Below are 22412 nucleotides of genomic sequence, written 5' to 3'. Positions count from 1 at the left end.
TTAAGGGACACAGCCTAATAGCGGGCTCCGCTTCTGCGCGGAATCAACGACTTGATTCTGTTGCGTCTTAACTCATCGTGACACACTTGCGTACCGTAATCCCCATCCGCTGATGGCCACCTTGATTTTACGGTGCGTCTGCCTAATAAGGCCCGGAAAGGCTTCCGTATCGGTGATATTGCTCAATGACAGGTCTCCACAGATGACTTCATGCGTTTTCGCGTCTACCGCCAGGTGCAGTTTTCGCCAGATGCACCGTTTCTCCTGACCGTGTTTTTTCACCTTCCACTCGCCTTTACCGAAGACTTTGAGCCCGGTGGAGTCGATAATGAGGTGCACAATTTTACCCCGGGCAGGGATTTTAAACGGGATATTCACGGATTTCGCCCGCTTGCTGATGCAGATGTAATCAGGACAGTTTAACGGCACTTTCATCAGTGCGAAAATGGAGTCGATGAAGCCCTGGAGGGCACGAAGTGTCAGGCCGAAAACACGCTTCAGCATCAATACCGTGGTGATGGCCATACCGGAATAATGCTGCGTTCGACCCCGCCCGGACGATGTTGCCTCGCAGTGCCAGGCATGGATTGCTGTTTCATCCACCCGGAAAGTGAGAGATCCTCGAGTGATAAGGGCCTTGCTGTAAGCTTTCCAGTTGGTGCTCTTGAACTTGAACTTTGGCTTTGCCACGGTATATCGCTGTTTAGTCAGAAGGAGAGTGATCTGATCCTGCGTGTCAGCAAAAGTTCGATGTATTCAACAAACCGCACTCCCTGAGAAAAAGATAATAATTATCGTTACTGTGCAACTGAAAAACATAAAAATGTGACCCTCGCAACATCTTATATAAATCAGAATTACAATATATCATTGCGGTCACTTTAAAATATCAAATATGTGCTAATTTAGTTCTTTTAACTTCTGTAATATGATTGCTGATAAATGATGCTGTGACAGAAATGCGGCCATGCTAGTTTTTATCACTCATTTTTTAATCTTATCATGGTCTTTATGGATTGACTTTTTCTTGATGACGGTAGTGAGTGCGAAATAATACAGGCGGAATTTAAAATGAAACATGCATTCAAAAAAAACGAGCTCAGTGCAATTGTAGAGCTTACCAAGCACAGAAGCTACAGCACAGCGGCAAAAAACCTTAACATAGCCCAGGCTAATCTGAGCAGAACGATAACCACTATAGAAGAAAGAATAGGTCTGAAAATATTCGAACGTGACACCAGGCCAATCAAAACAACAAAATTTGGCGATCAATTAATACCACTGATACTTAAAAATCTGGAAGCCATAGATGAACTGTCTGCGTTTACAGAAAACTATAAAAAATCAACCGGCGAGCAAATTAATATATATGCACCGTCAGGTGTTATATATTTTTTTTCAAGATATTTTTTAAAAGAAATAATAAAAGCAAGTCCGAACCTTAATATAAGGCTTAATACCTGCAATCAGGGAGGGACAGTTAACAGCAGGGGGATTTCTGTTATGGATGATGCGGACATCTCATTTACCTATTTTTCTCCGCTTAATGAATTGCTCGTTGCAAAAAAAATAGCCACCATACCATTAGGTGTTTACTGTAATAAAGAATATTCCAGAAATATATCGATAACAAAAGCAGAGGACTACAGCAAATATCCTTGCGTACTGATGTCAGGGTATGCCAGAAATCAAAATGAATGGACCTTTCGTGATACTGAAAATGAAATGGAAATTAAAATAGAAGTCACTGGAATGTGCACTGTGGATAATTTCATGGCTGGAGTGGAAATAGCAAAGCAAAACAATTTGCTGGTACTTGCGCCGCAAGCACTGATTAATGAGCAGGGAGACCAAAATCTCATAAATACATTACCGGAATCCATAACTGCAGATTGCAGTATTTACATGGTGTATAAGCAAAAGGCCTATCTCCCTTACCGTATTTGTCTGCTCAGTGACCTGATAACTCGTATAGTAGGGGATTACTTCAATGAATATAAATAATAAATACCGGAGTGTTTAACATGTCAAATAAACTTTTATTTGAAAAAACCTGTGGCATGATAACCCTTGTTGCCGCTGTTATTTCGTTAAGTTTCTTATGTTATTATGAAAATAATGAACTGGCTTATTTGCATGATGCAAAAGAAAAAACTCAATCATATTTATCAAGTGTTTATGGTCCTGTCGAGTGTGCAGTCGCTGACATTGTCGGCAATAATGCCAGGCTTGTATGCCGGGGGGCGAATAACAATACGCTCTATGAATTCAGGGTTCTTCCTTCGAATCTTGCTCCCTACGATGTATCAAGAAGCTTTTACCTTGAAGCCCTTAATGCACAGGCGAAGAATAGCGCAAACGAAGGCCTCATGCGCTATTTAAAGATTAACACAGGGGAGTCGATTCAGGAATTATAACTTTTTAAGATATGCCGGAACCAGTATCCTGATATCTGCATCCTGGCTCAACCCTGCTTTTCATACGCACTTAACTTAAATAATAAGTTATGATGAATGCTTTGAATATGCATAATGCATATCTGAGCGCTGTCTTATGGTTTTTAAAATGATATACTTTTTTGTGATTTTTGCTTTTGTTTTTTCATCGTTTAGTTTTTATATTAAAAAGGTTTCAACCTGCTTGTCAGCAGTAATGTATGACTGATTTTTTCAGATTACTGACCGTTAATTTTATATGTTATCAACTGAGGGGATGGTTGTGAAAGTACAAAGTGAATTTATTCACCTTGCTGAAAGAGCTGCAGGTGCAGAGCAAGCAGAGAACTTTCGTGAAGCAGCTTTTTTTTGGCAAGAAGCATCCATGCTCGCTCGTTTCAGCGTAAACTCAGAATGGGCGACTGCGCGTAAGAATTTTTGCGAACAACAAATTATCAGTTTGCAAGGACGGAAAAAATTTAACAGGCATGTATGAGTTTTTCCATCCGGAATGCTGAAAATATAAAAAACGTGCCCGCTTACGTGATACTTAAAAGATAATCATCAGTAAACCAGCGCGGTTGTCATGTTGTATTTAATAATTCTTTAAATTATACACGCTGAGTTCTGTGATCCCTGATGTAATAATTTACTGTTGTTGCAGGCAACACGACTTATTTCTGCAATAACGGGGGGATGTAGTACCCGATGCGGGTAATGAATGCCTGTTTCAGGTTCGGTCACTGGTAAGAATTTTTTATTTGAAGGACGCGAAATGCGTTACAGGCTCTTCATCAGATGCCTCCAGTGAAAGGATGATCTGTCTCTGTTGCTGAAGGAATAAAATATCACAGCATGATTTTACGTTGTAAAATATAAAAAAAAGCCGCACGGGGGCGGCTGTAAATAGTTAATCCCGGACAGGCATTATTATACGCATCAGACACTCAGATATTGCATGATGGAATGACTGCGCGCACCTTTTTTTAATACACTGTAGTATATCGCTGGTGATATTTTATGCCGGGTTATGGAATGCATTACAACGAGGTGATAGGATATCCCGCAGCCTTTAGGGATGGCTTAATGGGGTTGCAGGCGTTAAGCGTTTTCTGCAGAGTTCAAGTATGAAGCGTATTACGCGTTGCCGGGCGCGATCGTTCTGTTTCCGCGTGGCAATACGTTCTGGTGTATCCTCCCGGCGTTTTTATATGAGGATAAATGCTTATGGCTCAGGGGCAGAGATATAAGACTGTCACCCGGGTGGTGATGTCGGGCTCCTGCATGAATTCATTTACTGAGTCCTCATTCCGGAAGTACCGATAGTTATCATCGTCGGTTTAATTCGGTGCTTGTTATGTCATCGTCAGTATCCGAAAGACTTCACTGGCCTTTTGCTGCATGTAAAATAAAGACCGACAGCCCGGAGATACTCTGCCCCGCTAAACAGTCTTTATGATCCTGAAAGTTACCGAATCGTCAGTCCTGAAAAGCTCATGGTTTTCATCATGAGAGTAAATAAACACTGCATATTTTGTCGCGAAGTTCTGAAGTGCAGGACAGCGGCTGAGCCGGGTTCTGTGTTTTCAGTTCACTCATACCCTGGTCCTTTTTTTTTTTTTTTTTTTACCCAGTTTTCGAGCACCAGACCCGACACCCGTTCAAATTCCCGCACATTATTGGTCACCAGTACCGCACCGGCGGCAATGGCGTGCCCGGCAATCGCCGTGGCGTTCGGGCCGATCGGCGTCCCGGCCTGCCGCAGCGCCACCTTAATCTCCGTGGTGGCGTCCACCGCCGCGCGATCCCAGGGCAGGATGGCATCGAGGCGGGCGGCCAGCGCTTCCGCCAGATTCACCACCGCCGGGCCGGCCAGCGCGGCTGCCTGCGATATCTCGGCCCAGGTGATGGCTGACACCACGATGCGGTGGTTGCGCAGCACCGCCTGCTCCAGGCGTTTTATCACGGCGGCCGGCTGCTCGCGCATGATGAACGAGCAGATGCAGGTGTTGAGCATGTAGATCCGGTCTTTTGTCTTCTTCACAGGTCAAATCGTCCTTCGTCGCCGACAACGTCCTCACGCCCCGCCATAAAGTCCGGATCGGCTTTTTCGAGTTTCGCGAACGAGCCCCAGGTTGGCCGGACAGGGCGCAGGATGAGGCTTTCCCCTTCCCGGACGATCTCCAGCTCGCTCACCCCTTCAAAATCCAGATCGCGGGGCAGACGGATGGCGCGGTTGTTGCCGTTTTTAAAAATGGATACGGTTCTCATCTTTCTCTTCCGACTAAAAGTGGATATGTGGCGCATATCCGGAATGAGGTTCAGGCACCGGGTGTGTGCACAGGCTGAGCATATGCCAGGTTCTCACTTTTTCACGGAAGATCCGGAAAAAGGTAGTTCCGGATCTTCCTCAGGTGCACCGGCGCGCTGCGGCGCGGAAACACAAGATGTAGCGGTGTTATCAGCTGGTGATGAACCTATATGTTGTGTTTATCCACAGTGCAGTGACCTGGCGCGCAGGGGCAGATATTGCCGCTTTGCTTATTCCCTCACCGTGCTACACTTCCGGAAAGTCTTCATATACAGGAAAGTCGGATCACCCGGAAACGGTCATCCGGTAATTTAATGGCGTGGTTATAAGGCTGATTATTATCATTCTGATGATATTCACGACAGGAAAAAATAAGCAGAGCAATATTCAGGTGGGTGACTAATGCAGTCCTGTTCGCAGTCAGTTGTGCTGCACATCATAATTACTCTGAGTGACTATTTATAGGGGAAGGATTTTGTATGGCATCAGCTGCGCGTAAGAAGATCACCCTCATTGAAATGCACGCGGCACTTATCGCCCTGGGTCATGAAAAATTGTGGTGGCGTGGTCCGGTACCGAAAGGACGTAAACAGGGGGTGTGTCAGATTGTGACCTGGGACGATTATGTTGTGGCCCGGAATGATCTCGATGTTTACACCAAAGGCTGGGATGTTACGGATAAGGCTGCGGTAGTCTTTCCGCGGCCGCCAGGAAGCGAGCCATCACATTTCGATGATGAACTGGATAAGGATGCTCTGTTTCATTATTGCACGCTCTACGGTTAATACCTCCTTTGGCCATGAACTGATAATGCCTGGCGGGATACCTCATTAAAGGAAAGACTATGTGTGATTTATGCAGGGCGGACGGGAATTACTTCCATACGCCGGAATGCGTGTATGACCAGCTGGTCAGTGAGTACCCCGTGATGTGGCTGCGGGACTCGACCCGGATCGGCGCCTGCTACACCCTCCGTGAGCTGCTGTCGCCGGAAGGGATGGTGCTGGCCATACAGAACGCGCCTCCGATGAAGGGATGGCGGCTGCGCATGCGGTATAACGAGGCCACTGACGAAGAGATAGACCCGCAGTGCGGGGACTGTATCGAGCTGCTCTCCAGGGCGGATGCCCTGCATGCCTTCAGGTCGTTGCGGGAAGGCACCGCATCAGCTTAGACGATCGGACCCCGCAACAACCTTTAACCCGGTTAACAGGAAACCAGATGAACCGAACCGATGATGAACCTCAGACAGAAACGGACGTGATGGCCACCGCTTTCAGCACCATGCGAAAGTACGGCAGTAATATCATCAACGTTACGCAGTTTATGGATACTAATGCTTATGTGAAATCCGATCCACGGATGCCGAGAACGCGGCTGCGTCGTTACCTGGGCCAGTACGGCCTGCGCGGTGAGGCGCTGAGCAGGGAGGTCAGACGTATCGTCGCTGGCCCTGAGCGACCGGATAACACGCTGAAAGCCGGAATCTTCTATACGTGGCCCTATGGCTGGGAGCCTGCGGATTTCACGCCAATGATGAGGCGCATTTTCAAGGGAAAGCGCACCCGTCATGTGATGTTGTTTGATGAACTGCCTCAGCTGTTTGGCAAATTAGGATAAGCCGGAATGAACCATGACCTGGTGGCTGCCCGTGCGGCAGAAGAGATCATTGAACTGCTGACGCTGTGCCAGCAGTTGCAGTCAGAAAAGGATGGCCGGGAACGGCCGGCACCCGGAACATATTCCCGCGATGAGGATGATTTTGCCGATCGCATCCGTTCCGCATGCGGGCACGCCCTGCAGCTGCGCCGGCTGCTGCCGGTAGCGACGACACTCAGCGCCATCGGCGCCGAGATGGAACGCCGGGGAGAAATCAGTGTGCTCCCGGGCGAGGATTACGCGCAGAAAGCAATGGCACGACTTACAGAGCAATACCTGTCCGGCAGGGACAACAAGCAATGATGCCGGCAATACCAGGCCAGGGCGTTTCCTTTTCTGCCGCACAGCTGCCGGTGGCCATCGACTACCCTGCCGCACTGGCCCTGCGCCAGATGGCGCTCGTTCAGGACGAACTGCCGAAATATCTGCTGGCGCCCGAAGTGAGTGCCCTGCTCCACTATGTACCCGACCTCCACCGCAAGATGCTGCTGGCCACCCTGTGGAATACCGGCGCGCGCATTAACGAGGCTCTGGCGCTGACCCGGAGTGATTTTTCTCTGGCGCCGCCCTACCCGTTCGTGCAATTGGCCACACTCAAGCAGCGGGCGGAAAAAGCGGCCCGAACGGCCGGCCGTTCGCCTGCCGGCAGTCAGACGCATCGCCTGGTTCCGCTTTCTGATGCGAACTATGTCAGCCAGTTGGAGATGATGGTGGCCACGCTGAAAATACCTCTTGAACGTCGTAACAAGCGAAGCGGCAGAACCGAGAAGGCACGTATCTGGGAGATTACCGATCGGACGGTCCGCACCTGGCTCAGCGAAGCGGTTGAAACGGCTGCGGCCGATGGGGTGACGTTCTCCGTGCCGGTGACCCCGCACACATTCCGCCATTCCTACGCGATGCACATGCTGTACGCAGGCATACCGCTGAAGGTGCTGCAGAGTTTAATGGGACATAAGAGCATCAGCTCGACGGAGGTGTATACGAAGGTGTTTGCGCTGGATGTGGCAGCACGGCACCGGGTGCAGTTCCAGATGCCGGGCGATGAGGCGGTGGCGTTGCTTAAAAAAACAGGTGACTAAGATAGCAAGGTAGCAAGATGGTAAGTTAGTATCTTATTATCTTACCATCTTACTATCTGATTAACTTAGTAATCATGCCAACTTTAACTACCAACTTCACAAGTTATTAAGTTATTAAGTTATTATTACTTTAATCTCGATTTTTCAATCAGTTGAGAGATTTCTTCTCGTGATAAATTTTCTAATGCCATCACTGCAGCTCTAACTACATCGGATCTATTTACTCTCCTGTTCCCTGATAACATCTCTTCCTTAATGACATTATCGATTGAGTTAAGATTCTCTTCAGCAAGAGAGATACTGACTGGTTTTGCTTTACTAGTCGCAGATTTATTACTTGGTTCATCTGGATTTTTTGCAGTGAGGCCAGCTGTGCCTCCGTTTATAAACGAAGCTTCGTCTCTTGGCGGTGTATGTGCTCTATTCCTCACAGAATGATCTCCTTAACCAGAGCTTCAATTTCTTCTTGGGCTTTGATGTTCTGTGTTTCAAAAATAGTCATTGATTCGGCCCAGGCATCCCTGTGAGCTTTTCTGTCACACACGCGAGCATTAGACAGATTCATTTCCGGAAAGTCTTTGAGAACATCCGCTGCCTGATTAGCTTCATTAACGAACATGTTAGTTGGTGTCATATTCAACACTAAATACCCACGTACAGACTCGTTGAAATCTTTAGCTGCAGTAAAAACAGAGCATGTATGTGGTACGACATCCAAATCCATTTGGGACGGTCGTAAAGGGGAAATAAACACATCTGCAGCCATTAATCCGCTTCGCATCTCTGCACTGTCACGGCCAGCACAATCGGCGATTACAAAGTCATAAGATTTTTCATGCTCTTTTAGCATAGCTTTGATGTTGCCGGACGCTCCAGTCACAGGCATATGAGGCAAGTTCTCTGGTCGATTGTTATACCAGGTCAGTACTGATTTTTGATCGTCGGCATCTACAATGAGAACTCGCTTTCCTAGCGCCATAAGATATGCAGCGATAGAAACTGCGAGCGTACTTTTACCTACTCCACCTTTTTGACTACCAAGAACAATGATCATATTCCGCACACCTTGTTTATTATCTTATTAAGATAATAGGATATTAAAAAATAATTTTCAATATCTCCGGCGCTTGCATCTTGCTATCATGTTAACTTGTTATGTTAATAAGGTAATGTAATTCAACAAGATATGATTAATCTTAAACGCCTTGCTATCTTAACAAGTTATTATGATATCAAGATATTATCTTGATATCATAATCACACTTTTGAGTGAAGGAGTAAATCAATGGACCTTGTGTGGAAAAAAAATCCAAGGGGAAGGCTTGAAAGGAAACTGAATCTGGCAGAGAGAGAGGCATTGCTGCATGTTTTCAGCAACAGTCGAAAACCCGCTCAGGCTGATTTACGTATAGCAAATTCTGTGCTTGAAGAAATGGACCGCCGTAAGCTGTGGTTAAAATGTGATTGCGTCGAACATGACCCGAACATTGAAGGTCCTTTTAACTGCGAGGTTAACGTTGCCAGGTTACGCCACGTCAAGACGACAAGACAGCATGATGAACAGTGCCCTTTGTTCAGGCTAAAGAAAAGTAAGGATGCTGATAACACTATCACTGAAGGAAAAACCAGCCCATTAAATCCGGTTGGCGGGAATGACTGGTTACCTGACAAGAAGAAAGACAACAAAATCAACGCTGTGGAAGGGCCGGTAGTGCCCCGTAAGCGTCGACGCAAAACACTTAAACCCATTCCGGCTCTGGGCCGAAAATTGCTGACTCTCATTCAGGCAGCTGGCCTGAACCAACTTGAACTAGTACCTGAATATAAAAGTCAGGGGTTAGTCGGTTCGGTCAATAGAATAAAAGAAGTTCTGGATGAACGTAAGCGTCGTCTCAATACCGTCTGGCTCTGAAACCACGATCCTGTAACTTAAGCCCCCACTTATTTTGCAGGTGGACACCTAATGCGCGCCAAAGAAAGACTTCCCCGAAAACGATATTCCCCTGAGTTTAAAATGGAACTGGTCAGGCTGGCACTTGAAAAAGAAGGAAGTGTTGCTGCGCTGGCCCGGCAACATGACGTCAATGACAACCTGCTCTTTAAATGGATAAGGCTCTGGCAGCGTGAAGGACGTGTCTGCCATCCACGGAAAAACTCATCGTCCCTTCCTGCTCTCATACCCGTGCAGCTTCGGGCAGAGCCATCTTCCCCAACGTCCGAACCACCATCCTGTTCACCTCAGACTGCCTGTCACATAAGATGTCGTGGCGGAGAGATAACGCTGACTCATCCCTCAAATGAACTCATCACCACTGTCCTGCGCGAACTGATGCGGGGGCCCGTATGATAAATCTTCCTGCAGGCACTAAAATCTGGCTGGTTGCCGGTATTACCGATATGCGCAACGGCTTCAACGGCCTGGCCGCAAAGGTGCAGACGGCGCTGAAAGACGACCCAATGTCCGGCCATGTCTTCATCTTCCGGGGACGTGGCGGCAGTCAGGTCAAACTGCTGTGGTCCACCGGCGACGGGCTGTGCCTGCTGACCAAACGGCTGGAGCGCGGGCGCTTCGCCTGGCCGTCAGCCCGCGATGGCAAAGTGTTCCTGACCCCGGCGCAGCTGGCGATGCTGATGGAAGGCATCGACTGGCGGCAACCTAAGCGGTTGTTGACCTCCCTGACCATGCTGTAGGCCTCTTTATCCTGGTTGTTGCAGAATAAGCCTGGTAAAATACGGGCTTATGAACGACACCTCTTCTGACGACATCCTTCTGCTGAAACAGCGCCTTGCCGAACAGGAAGCACTGATCCACGCCCTGCAGGAAAAGCTGAGCAACCGGGAACGTGAAATAGATCATCTGCAGGCGCAGCTGGATAAGCTCCGCCGGATGAACTTCGGCAGCCGTTCTGAAAAGGTATCCCGCCGTATCGCACAGATGGAAGCTGACCTGAACCGGCTCCAGAAAGAAAGTGATACGCTGACCGGACGGGTGGATGATCCGGCAGTGCAACGCCCGTTGCGTCAGACCCGTACCCGCAAACCGTTCCCTGAAGCACTCCCCCGTGATGAAAAGCGGCTGCTGCCGACAGAGCCGTGCTGCCCGGACTGCGGCGGTGCGCTGAGCTACCTGGGTGAAAATACCGCCGAACAACTGGAACTGATGCGCAGCGCCTTCCGGGTTATCCGCACGGTGCGGGAAAAACACGCCTGCACAAAATGTGATGCTATCGTGCAGGCTCCCGCACCTTCGCGGCCCATCGAGCGGGGTATCGCCGGACCGGGGCTGCTGGCCCGCGTCCTGACCTCAAAGTACGCAGAGCACACGCCGCTGTACCGTCAGTCCGAAATATACAGCCGCCAGGGTGTGGAACTGAGCCGTTCACTGCTGTCGGGCTGGGTGGATGCATGCTGCCGGCTGCTGTCCCCGCTGGAAGAGGCGCTTCAGAACTATGTCCTGACTGGCGGCAAACTCCATGCCGATGATACCCCCGTTCAGGTGCTGCTGCCGGGTAACAAGAAGACAAAGACCGGGCGGTTGTGGACGTACGTTCGTGATGACCGCAACGCCGGCTCAGCAGTCGCGCCGGCGGTGTGGTTCGCTTACAGCCCGGACAGAAAAGGCCTCCACCCGCAGACCCATCTTGCCGGCTTCAGCGGCGTGCTGCAGGCGGACGCGTACGCCGGGTTCAACGAGCTGTACCGCAATGGAAAAATAACGGAAGCCGCGTGCTGGGCTCACGCCCGGCGCAAGATCCACGACGTACACGTCCGCACCCCGTCAGCACTGACGGAGGAAGCCCTGAAACGTATCGGCGAGCTGTATACTGTTGAGGCGGAAATAAGGGGAATGCAAGCAGAACAGCGCCTTGCTGAACGTCAGCAAAAAGCTAAACCACAGCTGAAAGCCCTGGAAAGCTGGCTGCGTGAAAAAATGAAAACGCTGTCGCGACACTCAGAACTGGCGAAAGCGTTCACGTATGCACTGAACCAGTGGCCGGCACTGATGTACTATACAGAGGATGGCTGGGCTGAAGCAGATAACAACATCGCTGAAAATGCCCTGCGGACGGTGAGTCTGGGTCGGAAGAACTTCCTGTTCTTCGGCTCGGATCATGGCGGAGAGCGCGGTGCACTGCTGTACAGCCTGATCGGGACGTGCAAACTGAACGGTGTGGAGCCAGAAAGCTACCTTCGCCATCTCCTTGACGTTATTGCTGACTGGCCGGTCAATCGGGTCAGCGAACTGCTCCCCTGGCGCGTAGTACTGCCAACTGAGTAACACATCCCTGTCAATACGGTCCTCGCTGGACGCTTAGTACGCCAGGATAAGCTGGTGACAGAACAGAGGGTGAAAGTCCCTCCCGGGTAAGAGCCAGCCACTCGCCCGGTCCTTTAGCTATGCGCGGCAGCGGGTAACTTCTGACGTGAAGTGTTAGCGAAGGCATCCACAGGCCCGGTATTGAGCCACGAAATACAAGCTAATTGGAGGTGGTGATGTTGTTAAGCGAAGCAGAAACCAATAATGGACATGTCATCATGGCGAGACGTGTTCATACCTCCCGGGGTCGGAGACCCGGCGCATGTGGAGAAGTTCGTCAGACGGAACCTGGGAGATCCTGAACCAGCCCCGCAGTCGCGGGCCGCTGTACTAAAGCGTAAAGACAAGGTGCAACGGAGTTCAGGAAGTCGGACACGGGCATAGTACCGGAGAAATCAGTGAACAAAACATGTAACAGTGTGGCGGAATTGACGGAGGGAAGGCCCGTGACCAAGGGGAACAGCCAACAGCACGACCGTATCCGGACTCAGAGCCGGGGAAATACGACGTCACGTCTGCTGGCTGTGCGGGAAGCTGCACAAAGGGATAAACATCAACAGTTTACCAGTCTCTTCCACCACATAAGCGAAGCGCTGCTGATGCAGAGCTTCCATCAACTCAAACGTCAGTCTGCACCGGGCTGCGACGGAGTGACATGGGACAGCTATGCGCAGAACGCGCATGACAATCTCAGAGCACTCCACGGCAGACTTCAGCGGGGGCAGTACAGACCCCTGCCAGCAAGGCAGGTGTTCATCCCCAAAGAAGATGGGTCAGAAAGACCGCTGAGCATTGTGTGTCTGGAGGACAAAATCGTACAGCAGGCGATGGTGACGGTGCTGAACCAAATCTACGAGGCTGATTTTCTGGGGTTTTCCTATGGATTCAGACCGGGAAGAGGTCAGCATGACGCACTGGATGCCCTGCATTCGGCGATTATGACGCGAAAGGTAAACTGGGTGCTGGATCTGGACATCAGTAAGTTCTTCGATACCGTGGAACATGACTGGTTGCTCCGGTTTCTCCGGCACCGGATCGGGGACGAGCGCATACTGAGGCTGATCAAACAGTGGATCACGGTTGGAGTAAGGGATAAACACGGACACCGGCAGCGTTCGCGCGTCGGCGTCCCGCAGGGCGCGGTGTGCTCACCGATACTTGCTAACATTTACCTGCACTACAGCTTCGATCAGTGGATGAACAAAACCCGAAAGTATGCGCAGGGGGACGTGGTGATGGTCAGGTATGCTGACGACGCTGTGCTGGGATTCCAGAAGCACCGGGATGCCCGGGAGTGCTTGTCAGCTCTGAAACAGCGGCTGGGGAAATTTGGTCTGAAAGTCCATCCGGAGAAAACCCGACTGGTACGCTTTGGGCGTTTCGCCCTGAGCCACTACAGGGAAGAGCAGGGAAAGCCCGGAACGTTTGATTTTCTGGGATTTACCCACTACGTTGGACAAAACCGGGCAGGCAACACGGTGGTGATGCGCAAGACCAAACGTAGCCGTCGTCTGGCACAACTGAAGGCAATCAAACAGACACTTCGAAAGCGACTTCACGAGAAACCGGCCGCAACAGGCCGATGGTTAAGGCGAGTGGTTGAGGGGCACATCAATTATTACGGTGTCCCCTTCAACAGCAGAGCGCTGACCCGGTTCGTGGAGGAAGTGAAAAAGTTGTGGCTGAAGTCACTGAAACGGAGAAGTCAGAGGCACCGAATGACATGGAAACGCTTCAGAGAGTTGTGCAAACGCTGGATACCCGCCCCCAGAATTGTCCACCCGCACCCAATGCACCGCTTTCACGCCAGAACCCAAGGTAAGAGCCGGATGCGTTAGCAGCGCACGTCCGGATCCGCGCGGGGGGTAGCCGGTAACGGCTATTCCTACCGCAACCGGATGAACATACAATGGGCAATGGAAGACAGCTTAATATGCTGTTCAGTTGCGCGCCCTGGCTGTCCCTCGAACGGATTAACGACATGCTGACTCAGCTGGAAATTTCACTGCAGACTGATAGCAGTGATAAGGAGGCATGCGTGTATATCATTGGTATTGCGACCGATGCCAATCGGGAAGAAGTAACCTTTAGCGTTCGTAGTAATACTTTTATCCATAGGCCTGAAGCCCGAGTCAGTATCAATGGAGAAAGCACCTACAACACTGGCAGTCGGGCCCCATACTGGGCAATTCTGGAATACCGCAGAGGTAGGGATGGTAAGATTTACTGCCATGAGGGCTATGCGCATGCCGCGTATACGCTTGATAATCCTGTGCCTGTGGATAGCAACAAAGAACGCGACACACTGAAGGTAATAATAAACGCTAGCAGCTATGCTGGCCGTCAGGAAAATCATCCGGATGCTATCAGCCTCAGCAAGCCACTTTTTACGTCTAAAAGCACTAAAAATGGGGTGGAGGAGGTCATTCATCCTGACTTCATACTGAATGTGGTTCCGAGCAATGAAAACACAGTTACCACTTTCATCATCGAAACAATGGGCTCTGAATCCGAGGAGTATGTCGAGCGTAAACTACAAACACATAGCTGGATGGAGCAGGAAGGTGTGCTCTTAACTGATCCTCCGGGCTGGCCAGAATATTCAGACAGGACATTTAACAGCTGCCTGCTCAAACACATTTTTAGTGCAGGGAAAATGCACCAATAGTTACAGGCAGCGGTTTTGAATTCAAATAGTGACAATACACCCTCAGCCAGAAGTGGAAAGGGCGCTCTTAAGTGTGACAAACGACACTCAGGGCTGAGGGGAAATGTGACAAGCTGCACTGAACTAAGTGTGACAAATTGCCCTCATTAAGTGTTTCTAAAGCATAAAATAGGTACCATTTAGTTCCTGAAAACCAGTCAGGGCAAAGGAAGGCAAACTTTTCTGTGACAAATCACCCTGAGAGCTTTAACTCTAGTGTGACAAACCACCCTGCTAATTGTGACAAATCACCCTCAAAGCTCACTCAGGTGTGATCGACATTATGTCGCTGAAAGAAAAGACTATATGAGTCGTCTGGCGGCCTTTCTTTTTCTCGATATAAGACAGGCGCATTGGCGTTCTGCTGTTAATCTCATCGACACTCGCCTGCAGGAACCGACGGCGAAAGTCCGGCATACGCTGATAACTTTGCGGAAGCTGATAGCGCTCCATGATCCAGTCTATTTTCAGGGATACCACGCCAGAGCCATCCGGCTTACGGTACTGGCATAGTGACTCGTACAGGCGCATGGCATAGGGATTTGTGATCTCTTTCGTTTCACTTAGTCGGAACTGTGTGAAACGGTTCTGAAGGCCAATAAAGAAAGGAATGAGGTACGGGTTAATATGGACGCTGTAAAGCCCTCTGGAGGGACTATGGGCACGTTTGATGAACCAGGGAAAGGACTCATAACCTTTTTCTTCCCCGGCATCCTCTTCAGGCCGATAAAAGACCACTTCTTTACCCGCGAATCCCTTGAGAGCCTGACGGATATCTTTGCTGGCCTCGGCGGAGGTCAACCCGAAGGTTTCCGCATACTTGGCGACCTGAATTTCACATATCCCGTCATGCTCCTGGAGCGTACCGTCAGATTTTCTGATCTGGTCCACAAAGAGATAAAGCATACGCTTTTGATCGCGAGAAAGACTGTATGCCGCCTCAGTCAGTTCGTTTGACTGGACAATTCGCGGGCTATTCTTACGTTTTTTATGGTTGATAACCGCAACTTCCGTCATGACAGGTCCGTGTAAAGTGTGACAGGAATTTAGATTGTCACACTAATTGAAAAAGAGTCAACAGGTTGGGATAACTTTGTGGAATACAGCAAATCATGAGGGCAATTTGTCACAGGGTTAAGGGCAATCTGTCACCATTTAAGAGGGAGGTTGAGGGTGATTTGTCACACTGAAAGGGCAAGTTGTCACAATGATCCTTCTCAAACCCGCATGAATAAAGGGCTGAGAGGAGTTCTAAAAAGGTAAACCTAACAACCTATTAAAAAGATCTTATAAAAATATGTCCGTGGATAAGTGGATAAGTGGATAAGTGGATAAACTTTAAGGAGCTAACCTTTAGAATTCGAGCGTAAGCAGAATTTGTCAGTGCAGTTCCCTGGTGCTTCCTCGCTCACTCGCGGGCTTCGCCCTGTCGTTCGGCTGCGGCGAGCACTACTGGCTCTCTCTGAAAAGCGAAATTTAACTGATCCTTGCAACGGGGATATCTTTCCAGCGGGTGGTGTACGCAGGGGAGAGCATGTCACGTTTCATTTGCCAGGATGGCGCTATCCCTCGTCCGGCAAACCAGACCTGTCCCAGCCCGGAATGATTAATGCCATCGAGAACCTTCATCAGCTCAGCGCTGTGAGGACGTGGAGGACGTTCGTCGAACAGCTGCAGCTGCGAAACGCCGGAGCCGGTGAAGTCATTCAGCATCACACCGGCTTTAGCATACCGGTGCCCATCCTTCCAGATACGCTCCAGAGCCGTTGTGGCGGCCGCAATGATGTCCCGGGTGTCCTGAGTGGGGGTAAGCAGTTTCTCCGTGGCCACGTTGCCGTAGTAAGGCTCTTTAACGGCGAACGGAGACGTTTTGATGAATACGGAAATATGCCGGCAATACTGGCGCTCTTTACGCAGCTTTTCTGAGGCCCGCTCTGCGTACTGACAGACAGCCTGGCGGAGCGAATCGTACTCCGTGATTTTCTCTCCAAAGCTGCGGCTGCAGACGATCTGCTGTTTCGTCGGTGGTGCTTCCTCAAGCGACATGCAGCTTTCCCCGTTCAGTTCGCGTACTGTTCGCTCGAGAACGACGGAGAAATTTTTGCGTATAAAGGCCGGGTTCGTCAGAGCCAGATCGAGCGCGGTTCTGATACCCAGTACATTAAGTTTGCGTGCAATACGGTTTCCCACGCCCCAGATCTCTTCGACCGGCTGCAGTGAAAGCAGTTTCCGCGTTCGCTGAGGATTCCCCCTGGTCAGGGCGAGCACACCACGAAACTGTTTCCACTCCTTTGAGGCCCACTGGGCTGATTTTGCCAGGGTTTTCGTCGGCCCGGCACCCACGCCGATGGTCAGACGGGTACAGTCATACACGTGCTGGCGCAGCTGCCGGCCGAAGCCCTCCAGGTCCATGCAGTGCTCAACGCCGGTCAGGTCGAGGAACATCTCGTCAATCGAATACTGTTCCACCCTGGGGGCCAGCTCCTCCAGGCAGCTCATCACGCGCGCTGACATCGAGGCATAAAGTTCATAGTTGCTTGAGAACGCGTATATTTTTTCCGGGTACTTTTCGTTTTTCATCTGAAACCACGGCGTGCCCATTTTGATCCAGGGCTTTGCCTCGGCACTTCTTGCGATGACGCAGCCATCGTTATTACTGAGCACTACAACCGGCTTTCCTTTCAAATCAGGGCGGAAAACACGTTCGCAGCTGGCACGGAGATAGTAAGTCGCGCTCGGGTGCCGTATGCAGTAATCATGGAGATCCAGGTCGGACTCGACATAGTCAGCTGCAGGATTCCCATATGAGGGCATTCTTCCCATTTCTTGTCACTCCTTCTAAGCAACGAAAGGTGCAAAAGAGCAGTCAGGAGAACGCGCTCTGCCGCCTATGGATATAACGCTCCCATTACTGTTAAGCGCTTTTAACGCACTGACAATTGTCAATGTGGCCAGAGGCTGATTGCGATGTCTTCTGGTTCCCAACCACCTGAGAAGATTGAGAATTCGGTTAGGTTGCTGAGATTGACAACCTGGACGAGATGGGAAAACCGCTGGGCTGGGAAAACCGCAGCTGGCCAGGTCTGCAAACAACGGGTGGGCCTGTGGCGGGATTTCTTTCCCGGTGCTGAAAAGCTGCAGTTTCATCTTTCCTCCTGACGTCAAAATATACTGGTTATACATACAGTATATTTAACAGCGTGAGGATAATCCAGATCACCTGCTTCATGTACAGGGTGAGTAACCTAAGTTACTCAAAATGCTATTTAATATCATTTTGAGATATTTAAATTACTCACAATGAGAAATAAGGCTTTTATTTTGCCATTTTGCTCTTATAATATGTATCAAATTGAGTTTAATTGACGGAGCATAATGATGAATATTTACTGCGATGATGGTTCAACTAATGTTAAGCTGGCATGGTTTGAAGGAAACGAGCTGCAGACCCGGGTTTCAGCTAACTCCTTCCGGCATGGCTGGAAAGTGGCGGAATTCAGTGCCGCAACGTTCAACTATCAGGTGGGCACGCTGAAATACACCTGGGACAGCGTCAGCCGGGATGCCATCCCGACAACAAACGTGGAATACCAGTACGGTGATCTCAACCTGCTGGCCGTGCATCATGCCCTGCTGAACAGCGGACTTGAGCCGCAGCCGGTGAGCCTGACCGTGACGCTGCCCCTGAGCGAGTATTATGACGGGGACTGCCAGCGGAACGAGGAGAACATCCGACGCAAACGGGAAAACCTGATGCGTGAGCTGGTTCTGAATAAGGGCAGGGCATTTACCGTAACGAACGTGACGGTGATGCCGGAATCACTGCCGGCGGCGTTCTCCCGTCTCGCGGAGCTGAAGCCCGGACCCGCTGAGACCACCCTGATTATCGATCTCGGCGGAACCACGCTCGATGCCGGCGTAATTGTCGGACAGTTTGATGATATCAGTGCGGTACACGGCAATCCGTCTGTCGGCGTGTCACAGGTCACCCGCGCAGCTGCAGGCGCGCTGCGGGCTGCAGACAGCGAAACCAGCGCGCTTATTGCTGACACGGTCATCCGCAACCGCAATGATCGTCAGTATCTGCAGCGAGTGATCAACGATGCCGGAAAAATTGACGATGTTCTGAACAAAATTACAGAGGCAATCACTTCCCTGGGCGCGCGTGTCACCAGTGAGCTGACGGCCTTCAGGAACGTTAACCGGGTATTCCTGGTCGGGGGAGGGGCATCCCTCATTGAAGAGGCTATCCGTCAGGCCTGGCCTCTGGCTCCTGACCGTATCGAGGTTATCGGCGATCCGCAGCTGGCGCTGGCCAGAGAGATTGCCCTTTACAATAAAGAGGACTAAACGTGCCGGACGGCCAGTATTCTTTCTATCTGCACAGCGACGATCGCACCGACATCGCGGCGATGGCGACCATCAGCACCATCTCACAGCCCCTGCGCGGTGACTTCATCCGGACCGCCGCCACCGCCGGGGCGGTGATGTACCAGACGGATGCCCGTTTACCGACGCTGATCCCGGTGTTCTTTGACGGGCATCTGAGCGCCATCCGGCTTTGTGCCGTGATGGCCCTGGTCTCCGGCACCTGGTCTTCACTCTCAGGACTTCCTGATGAGCCTGATGGTGGCGTGGCGGCTCTGGCCATGTCACCGGAGACGGAATACCAGCGCCGGCGTTACACCCTGACGCTTCAGGATGACCGGAGCAGTGAACGGGTTGAGCGTGTGCTGACGGGCGTGTCATCCCGCCTGCGCGGAGAGCTGCTGAGAAACCTGATTATCACCGGTCTGGCCCTGCATACGACCGCACCGGAGCTGCCGCGTCTGCTGGCCAGCATGCCGGTACCGCCCGGCACGGTCAGCGAGCTGCAGGTTCTTGTTCAGCAGATGGCCGGTACGGCTGGCGTGAGTAAAGCTGCAGTACCGGAGAAACCAGCAGAGCCTGCCGCACCGGTATCCGGTGAAGCGACCAGGATAAAGAAAAATATGCGCCGGGCATTCGGAGACTAGAACATGTCAGTGATTAAACAAAAAGCAGAGCAGTGCATTCATAACTTTCTGCGCGCCCGGAACGTGCCTGAATCTCAGTGGCCGGAACGGGTCAAAAAGACCGGCAGGGGAATGATACTGGCAGGCGTTGCCGTCGTGGTTCCCGGTGTTCTGGTTGATAATATCTCCCTGCCGGTGACAATTGCGATGCAGGTATGCTACGCCTCGCTGATCGGCCTCGGTGTTCTCCTGGCGTTTGACGATAAAAAGCCGAAGAACCGATCCTGAGCAGGAACATCATTCAGAATGGTAATCAGACAGCCAGGGAGGGACTGATGCAAAAGGTTAAGAGCGCAGGGCTGACGCTGGCGCGGCCAGCGGGCTGTTGAACTGTCAGGACATAAGGGAGATGAACACAATGAGGAAGACAAATGAAGTGTAATACTGCAATTTTGTTTGTGGCGCTCACACTGGCAATGCCTGGTGCGGTGAATGCCGCAGCCACAGTGGCGGTTCTTGACCAGATGGCCACGAAAAAGCAAAAGGAACGTGAAGACCAGCTCGAAGCTGTGGAACGTGATGCTTTGGCACAGCCAGATGCATGGAAAGCGTATCTACAGGTGTCTGACGCAGTGCCTGCTGATGCCCCCATCATGCTGCAAAACCGCTACCGCAGCCTCGCCATTTCACTGGCACTGAAGGCTGCAATGGCCTGTTCCCCAGACGCTCTCAAGCTCCTCGGGCGTAACGACGTGATAGAGTTTCGCGTACTCCGATCATCGTTAGTCTCAGCCTGCAAAACAGTTAAATAAGTTTCGTGCCAGCTGCCCACTTCCAGATTCCAATCTTCGGCTGGCATTCTCTCAATCCTGTAAGGGGCGCTGAAAAAAAGGACACCATCCGGGGAGGGGTGTCCTGAAGCCATGCAATTCGTTACAGGTGAAAACCCTTAAGATGTTTTCAGCGCTGATAATCACACAATCACTTCACACTTTCACCTGCCATATATCCGACTCAAAAAAAGACGTCTCCGGTCGGGGACGTCCTGAAATCAAAGGCACACATGTAAGATAACGGCGCGAATCCATTATCATGTGCATTCTGCCATACCCTGTCTGACTCATCAGCTACCAGAACCGGTAACAAAGGATGTCGGTTCCCTCCGCCTTATTGCCGCCAGCCGGCGGCGTGTTCAACGCCGTGCCTTCACGCTAACCCGGCCGCTGCGGTCACAAGGGTTCACGTTGTCTCCGTCCTCACCCGTTCGCACCTTTCACGGTGCATTCAGCCCGTGAAAGGCTTGCGGCGTCGCCCCTGCGCCCTCCGCTTTCCGCCGGGTTTTTGTGGCGGCACGGCGCAAGAGGGTGCCGCATATCAGAGAGGAGTGTGTCTATGTCCCGTTTTATTCTGGGTGACTGCGTGCAGGTGATGTCCCGTTTTCCGGCGCGTGCCGTCGATTTTATTCTTACCGATCCACCGTATCTGGTTGGCTATAAGGACCGTACCGGTCGTACCCTGGCCGGGGACAACTCAGCAGAATGGCTCCAGCCCGCCTGTCATGAAATGTACCGCGTGCTGAAAAATGACAGCCTGATGGTGAGTTTCTATGCCTGGAACCGCGCGGATCTGTTTCTGAATGCGTGGAAAACGGCCGGTTTCCGGGTGGTTGGCCATATCGTCTTTGCCAAGAGCTACGCCTCAAAATCGACGTTCGTGGGTTACACCCATGAGAGCGCCTACCTGCTGGCGAAGGGAAGGCCGCAAACCCCGGACCGTCCCATCCCGGACGTGATCCCCTGGAAATACACGGGCAACCGACATCACCCGACGGAGAAGCCGGTGCAGAGCCTGCGGCCGCTGATTGAATCGCTCACGCGTCCGGGGGCTATTGTCCTTGACCCGTTCGCCGGCAGCGGCTCCACCTGCGTGGCCGCCGCCGAAGCCAGCCGCCGCTATATCGGGATCGAGATGCTTGAGCAGTACCACGCCGCCGGCGTTCGACGTCTGGCACAGGTTGAACGGGCAAGAAGGATGCCGGCGGCCAATGACGGCGCGTTTTACCCCGACTGGCCGGAGGCGGCATGAACTACCCGGGCCTTGAACACCTGCGCGCGGACGTGGCCGCGCTCAGCAATGCCATGTGTGACGTGCGGATGCTGCTGAACCGCCTCGAATCGCAGCACCGGCACGACGCGGCAACGCTTACCGAACGTATGGCTGCGCAGACTCTGCGCCGGATCAACACCCTGCTTCTTGAAGCCTACCGCGAAGCCCTGGTGCTGGACGAAACCTTTCAGGACTGACTGACCCTGCCGGGCTGATGCCCGGCCTGTAACCCCTTACAAGAGAGAACAAACGATGTACGGAACCCGCGAAGAACTTTGTGTACAGCTTGAAAACATGTTCACGTTTGACGAACCCCTGGTCCTGCTGGTCTGGACGGAAGAGGGGATTAGCGTGGCCTGCCGTGAAGCCCAGCCAGAACCGGACGGGGCTGAAATCCGGAATCTGATGAAGGCGATCGGCGAAATGAAAATGACGCAATACCGCTAGGAGGGGGTAAATAATCTGACTGTCAGCGATCTCCTGGCCCGTCAGCGGGAAGCGGCAAACCGTCAGGTGAGTGTTCCGGCGGTACTCCTGTCCCGCGTCCTGCGTAACTATGAATGTGAGCTGGAAAACCGGATCGGTATGGCCTGGGAAGCCGGGCGGCAGGAGCCTGAATCCGTCAGGAATGAGCTGAAGGACGTTCACGCATTACAGGAGACGCTGGCCGCGTAAGGGAAAGAGCCGGGGTAACGCCCCGGCAACCGGTGGACATCCACAGCGAAAAGGATGTCAGTGCCTTCCGCTTCTATCCGCCGCTGCCCTCCGGGCCACGTCGGGACAATGAAACTCCCCTGAAG

The 22412-nt window shown here is 51.5% G+C and carries 26 protein-coding genes and 4 pseudogenes; 22 read left to right on the top strand and 8 right to left on the bottom strand.

Annotated elements, in window-relative coordinates:
- Positions 1–17: 17 nt before the first annotated feature.
- A pseudogene (locus EXW94_RS27560) lies at positions 18–690 on the bottom strand (IS5 family transposase); the annotation flags it as partial.
- 381 nt (positions 691–1071) lie between these two features.
- Here EXW94_RS27560 and EXW94_RS27555 point away from each other — a divergent pair.
- From EXW94_RS27555 to EXW94_RS27545, 3 genes are all read left to right on the top strand, one after another.
- Positions 1072–2004 carry a LysR family transcriptional regulator gene (locus tag EXW94_RS27555; RefSeq protein ID WP_174341662.1) on the top strand — a complete coding sequence of 311 codons (933 nt, stop codon included), beginning with the start codon at positions 1072–1074 and terminating at the stop codon, positions 2002–2004.
- 20 nt (positions 2005–2024) lie between these two features.
- Positions 2025–2417, top strand: coding sequence for a hypothetical protein (locus EXW94_RS27550; RefSeq protein WP_174341661.1), 393 nt, complete (start codon positions 2025–2027; stop codon positions 2415–2417).
- Between the two features lie 301 nt (positions 2418–2718).
- On the top strand, positions 2719–2931 hold the full coding sequence (locus EXW94_RS27545; protein WP_202666455.1) for an ANR family transcriptional regulator: 213 nt from the start codon (positions 2719–2721) through the stop codon (positions 2929–2931).
- Between the two features lie 1095 nt (positions 2932–4026).
- On the opposite strand, the gene EXW94_RS27540 is transcribed toward EXW94_RS27545, so the two are convergent.
- Both EXW94_RS27540 and vapB read right to left on the bottom strand, forming a co-directional pair.
- Positions 4027–4452 (bottom strand): type II toxin-antitoxin system VapC family toxin, encoded by a 426-nt coding sequence (locus EXW94_RS27540; RefSeq protein WP_174341669.1) that lies wholly within the window; start codon positions 4450–4452, stop codon positions 4027–4029.
- 23 nt (positions 4453–4475) lie between these two features.
- On the bottom strand, positions 4476–4706 hold the full coding sequence (vapB, locus tag EXW94_RS27535; RefSeq protein ID WP_174341659.1) for a type II toxin-antitoxin system VapB family antitoxin: 231 nt from the start codon (positions 4704–4706) through the stop codon (positions 4476–4478).
- A gap of 519 nt (positions 4707–5225) precedes the next feature.
- Between vapB and EXW94_RS27530 the strand changes: the two genes are divergently transcribed.
- From EXW94_RS27530 to EXW94_RS27510, 5 genes are all read left to right on the top strand, one after another.
- On the top strand, positions 5226–5531 hold the full coding sequence (locus tag EXW94_RS27530) for a hypothetical protein (RefSeq protein WP_174341658.1): 306 nt from the start codon (positions 5226–5228) through the stop codon (positions 5529–5531).
- A gap of 59 nt (positions 5532–5590) precedes the next feature.
- Positions 5591–5920: a hypothetical protein gene (locus tag EXW94_RS27525; RefSeq protein WP_174341657.1), complete on the top strand. Its 330-nt coding sequence runs from the start codon at positions 5591–5593 to the stop codon at positions 5918–5920.
- Positions 5921–6009: 89 nt separating this feature from the next.
- On the top strand, positions 6010–6366 hold the full coding sequence (locus tag EXW94_RS27520) for a hypothetical protein (protein ID WP_052978024.1): 357 nt from the start codon (positions 6010–6012) through the stop codon (positions 6364–6366).
- A gap of 6 nt (positions 6367–6372) precedes the next feature.
- Entirely contained in the window at positions 6373–6708 is a 336-nt protein-coding gene (locus EXW94_RS27515) for a hypothetical protein (protein WP_174341655.1), read from the top strand.
- Positions 6705–7487, top strand: a complete 783-nt coding sequence (locus tag EXW94_RS27510) for a site-specific integrase (protein ID WP_174341654.1) — start codon at positions 6705–6707, stop codon at positions 7485–7487. The genes EXW94_RS27515 and EXW94_RS27510 overlap by 4 nt, the downstream gene beginning before the upstream one ends.
- A 125-nt stretch (positions 7488–7612) precedes the next feature.
- Here the strand turns inward: EXW94_RS27510 and EXW94_RS27505 are convergent, their stop codons facing one another.
- Positions 7613–7918, bottom strand: coding sequence for a hypothetical protein (locus EXW94_RS27505; RefSeq protein ID WP_014172326.1), 306 nt, complete (start codon positions 7916–7918; stop codon positions 7613–7615).
- Positions 7915–8541 carry a ParA family plasmid-partitioning AAA ATPase gene (locus tag EXW94_RS27500; protein ID WP_008502208.1) on the bottom strand — a complete coding sequence of 209 codons (627 nt, stop codon included), beginning with the start codon at positions 8539–8541 and terminating at the stop codon, positions 7915–7917. Before EXW94_RS27500 ends, EXW94_RS27505 begins: the two co-directional genes overlap by 4 nt.
- A 231-nt stretch (positions 8542–8772) precedes the next feature.
- Here EXW94_RS27500 and EXW94_RS27495 point away from each other — a divergent pair.
- The 6 genes and pseudogenes from EXW94_RS27495 to EXW94_RS27470 form a co-directional block, all read left to right on the top strand.
- Positions 8773–9366, top strand: a pseudogene (locus tag EXW94_RS27495) (hypothetical protein); the annotation flags it as partial.
- Positions 9367–9450: 84 nt separating this feature from the next.
- Entirely contained in the window at positions 9451–9834 is a 384-nt protein-coding gene (locus tag EXW94_RS27490) for a transposase (RefSeq protein ID WP_174340681.1), read from the top strand.
- Positions 9831–10178, top strand: coding sequence for an IS66 family insertion sequence element accessory protein TnpB (gene tnpB / locus EXW94_RS27485; RefSeq protein ID WP_174340682.1), 348 nt, complete (start codon positions 9831–9833; stop codon positions 10176–10178). Before EXW94_RS27490 ends, tnpB begins: the two co-directional genes overlap by 4 nt.
- A gap of 49 nt (positions 10179–10227) precedes the next feature.
- The gene (locus EXW94_RS27480; protein ID WP_174340683.1) at positions 10228–11766 is read left to right on the top strand and encodes an IS66 family transposase; all 1539 of its coding nucleotides are present in this window, start codon (positions 10228–10230) and stop codon (positions 11764–11766) included.
- A 419-nt stretch (positions 11767–12185) separates the two neighbouring features.
- Positions 12186–13643, top strand: a complete 1458-nt coding sequence (ltrA, locus tag EXW94_RS27475) for a group II intron reverse transcriptase/maturase (protein ID WP_174340817.1) — start codon at positions 12186–12188, stop codon at positions 13641–13643.
- A 59-nt stretch (positions 13644–13702) separates the two neighbouring features.
- Positions 13703–14473: pseudogene (locus EXW94_RS27470) on the top strand (hypothetical protein); the annotation flags it as partial.
- Between the two features lie 300 nt (positions 14474–14773).
- Here the strand turns inward: EXW94_RS27470 and repE are convergent.
- The 3 genes and pseudogenes from repE to EXW94_RS27450 form a co-directional block, all read right to left on the bottom strand.
- Positions 14774–15529, bottom strand: coding sequence for a replication initiation protein RepE (gene repE, locus EXW94_RS27465; protein ID WP_008502210.1), 756 nt, complete (start codon positions 15527–15529; stop codon positions 14774–14776).
- A 459-nt stretch (positions 15530–15988) separates the two neighbouring features.
- A complete protein-coding gene (locus EXW94_RS27460; RefSeq protein ID WP_309232529.1) occupies positions 15989–17260 on the bottom strand; it encodes a Y-family DNA polymerase in 1272 nt (423 codons plus the stop codon).
- A 309-nt stretch (positions 17261–17569) separates the two neighbouring features.
- Positions 17570–17659, bottom strand: a pseudogene (locus tag EXW94_RS27450) (peptidase); the annotation flags it as partial.
- A 231-nt stretch (positions 17660–17890) separates the two neighbouring features.
- Between EXW94_RS27450 and parM the strand changes: the two are divergent.
- The 8 genes from parM (at position 17891) to EXW94_RS28435 (ending at position 22287) form a co-directional block, all read left to right on the top strand.
- Positions 17891–18862 carry a plasmid segregation protein ParM domain-containing protein gene (gene parM / locus EXW94_RS27445; protein ID WP_174341668.1) on the top strand — a complete coding sequence of 324 codons (972 nt, stop codon included), beginning with the start codon at positions 17891–17893 and terminating at the stop codon, positions 18860–18862.
- Between the two features lie 2 nt (positions 18863–18864).
- Complete coding sequence (locus tag EXW94_RS27440; protein ID WP_174341653.1) at positions 18865–19527, top strand: plasmid partitioning/stability family protein; 663 nt, start codon at positions 18865–18867, stop codon at positions 19525–19527.
- A gap of 3 nt (positions 19528–19530) precedes the next feature.
- Entirely contained in the window at positions 19531–19794 is a 264-nt protein-coding gene (locus tag EXW94_RS27435) for a hypothetical protein (protein ID WP_045295152.1), read from the top strand.
- Positions 19795–19937: 143 nt separating this feature from the next.
- Positions 19938–20318, top strand: coding sequence for a hypothetical protein (locus EXW94_RS27430; RefSeq protein WP_174341652.1), 381 nt, complete (start codon positions 19938–19940; stop codon positions 20316–20318).
- 580 nt (positions 20319–20898) lie between these two features.
- A complete protein-coding gene (locus EXW94_RS27425; protein WP_013087143.1) occupies positions 20899–21591 on the top strand; it encodes a DNA methylase in 693 nt (230 codons plus the stop codon).
- On the top strand, positions 21588–21809 hold the full coding sequence (locus tag EXW94_RS27420) for a hypothetical protein (protein WP_013087144.1): 222 nt from the start codon (positions 21588–21590) through the stop codon (positions 21807–21809). The genes EXW94_RS27425 and EXW94_RS27420 overlap by 4 nt, the downstream gene beginning before the upstream one ends.
- 55 nt (positions 21810–21864) lie before the next feature.
- Positions 21865–22059: a DUF1380 family protein gene (locus EXW94_RS28440; protein ID WP_254797921.1), complete on the top strand. Its 195-nt coding sequence runs from the start codon at positions 21865–21867 to the stop codon at positions 22057–22059.
- Positions 22060–22125: 66 nt separating this feature from the next.
- Positions 22126–22287 (top strand): DUF1380 domain-containing protein, encoded by a 162-nt coding sequence (locus tag EXW94_RS28435; RefSeq protein ID WP_254797920.1) that lies wholly within the window; start codon positions 22126–22128, stop codon positions 22285–22287.
- Positions 22288–22412 lie beyond the last annotated feature (125 nt).

The sequence above is a fragment of the Enterobacter sp. JMULE2 genome, assembly GCF_013337145.1.
GTDB lineage: Bacteria > Pseudomonadota > Gammaproteobacteria > Enterobacterales > Enterobacteriaceae > Enterobacter > Enterobacter mori.
The sequence above is the reverse complement of the archived record's forward strand: the minus strand, read 5'-3'. Positions and strand labels throughout refer to the sequence as shown.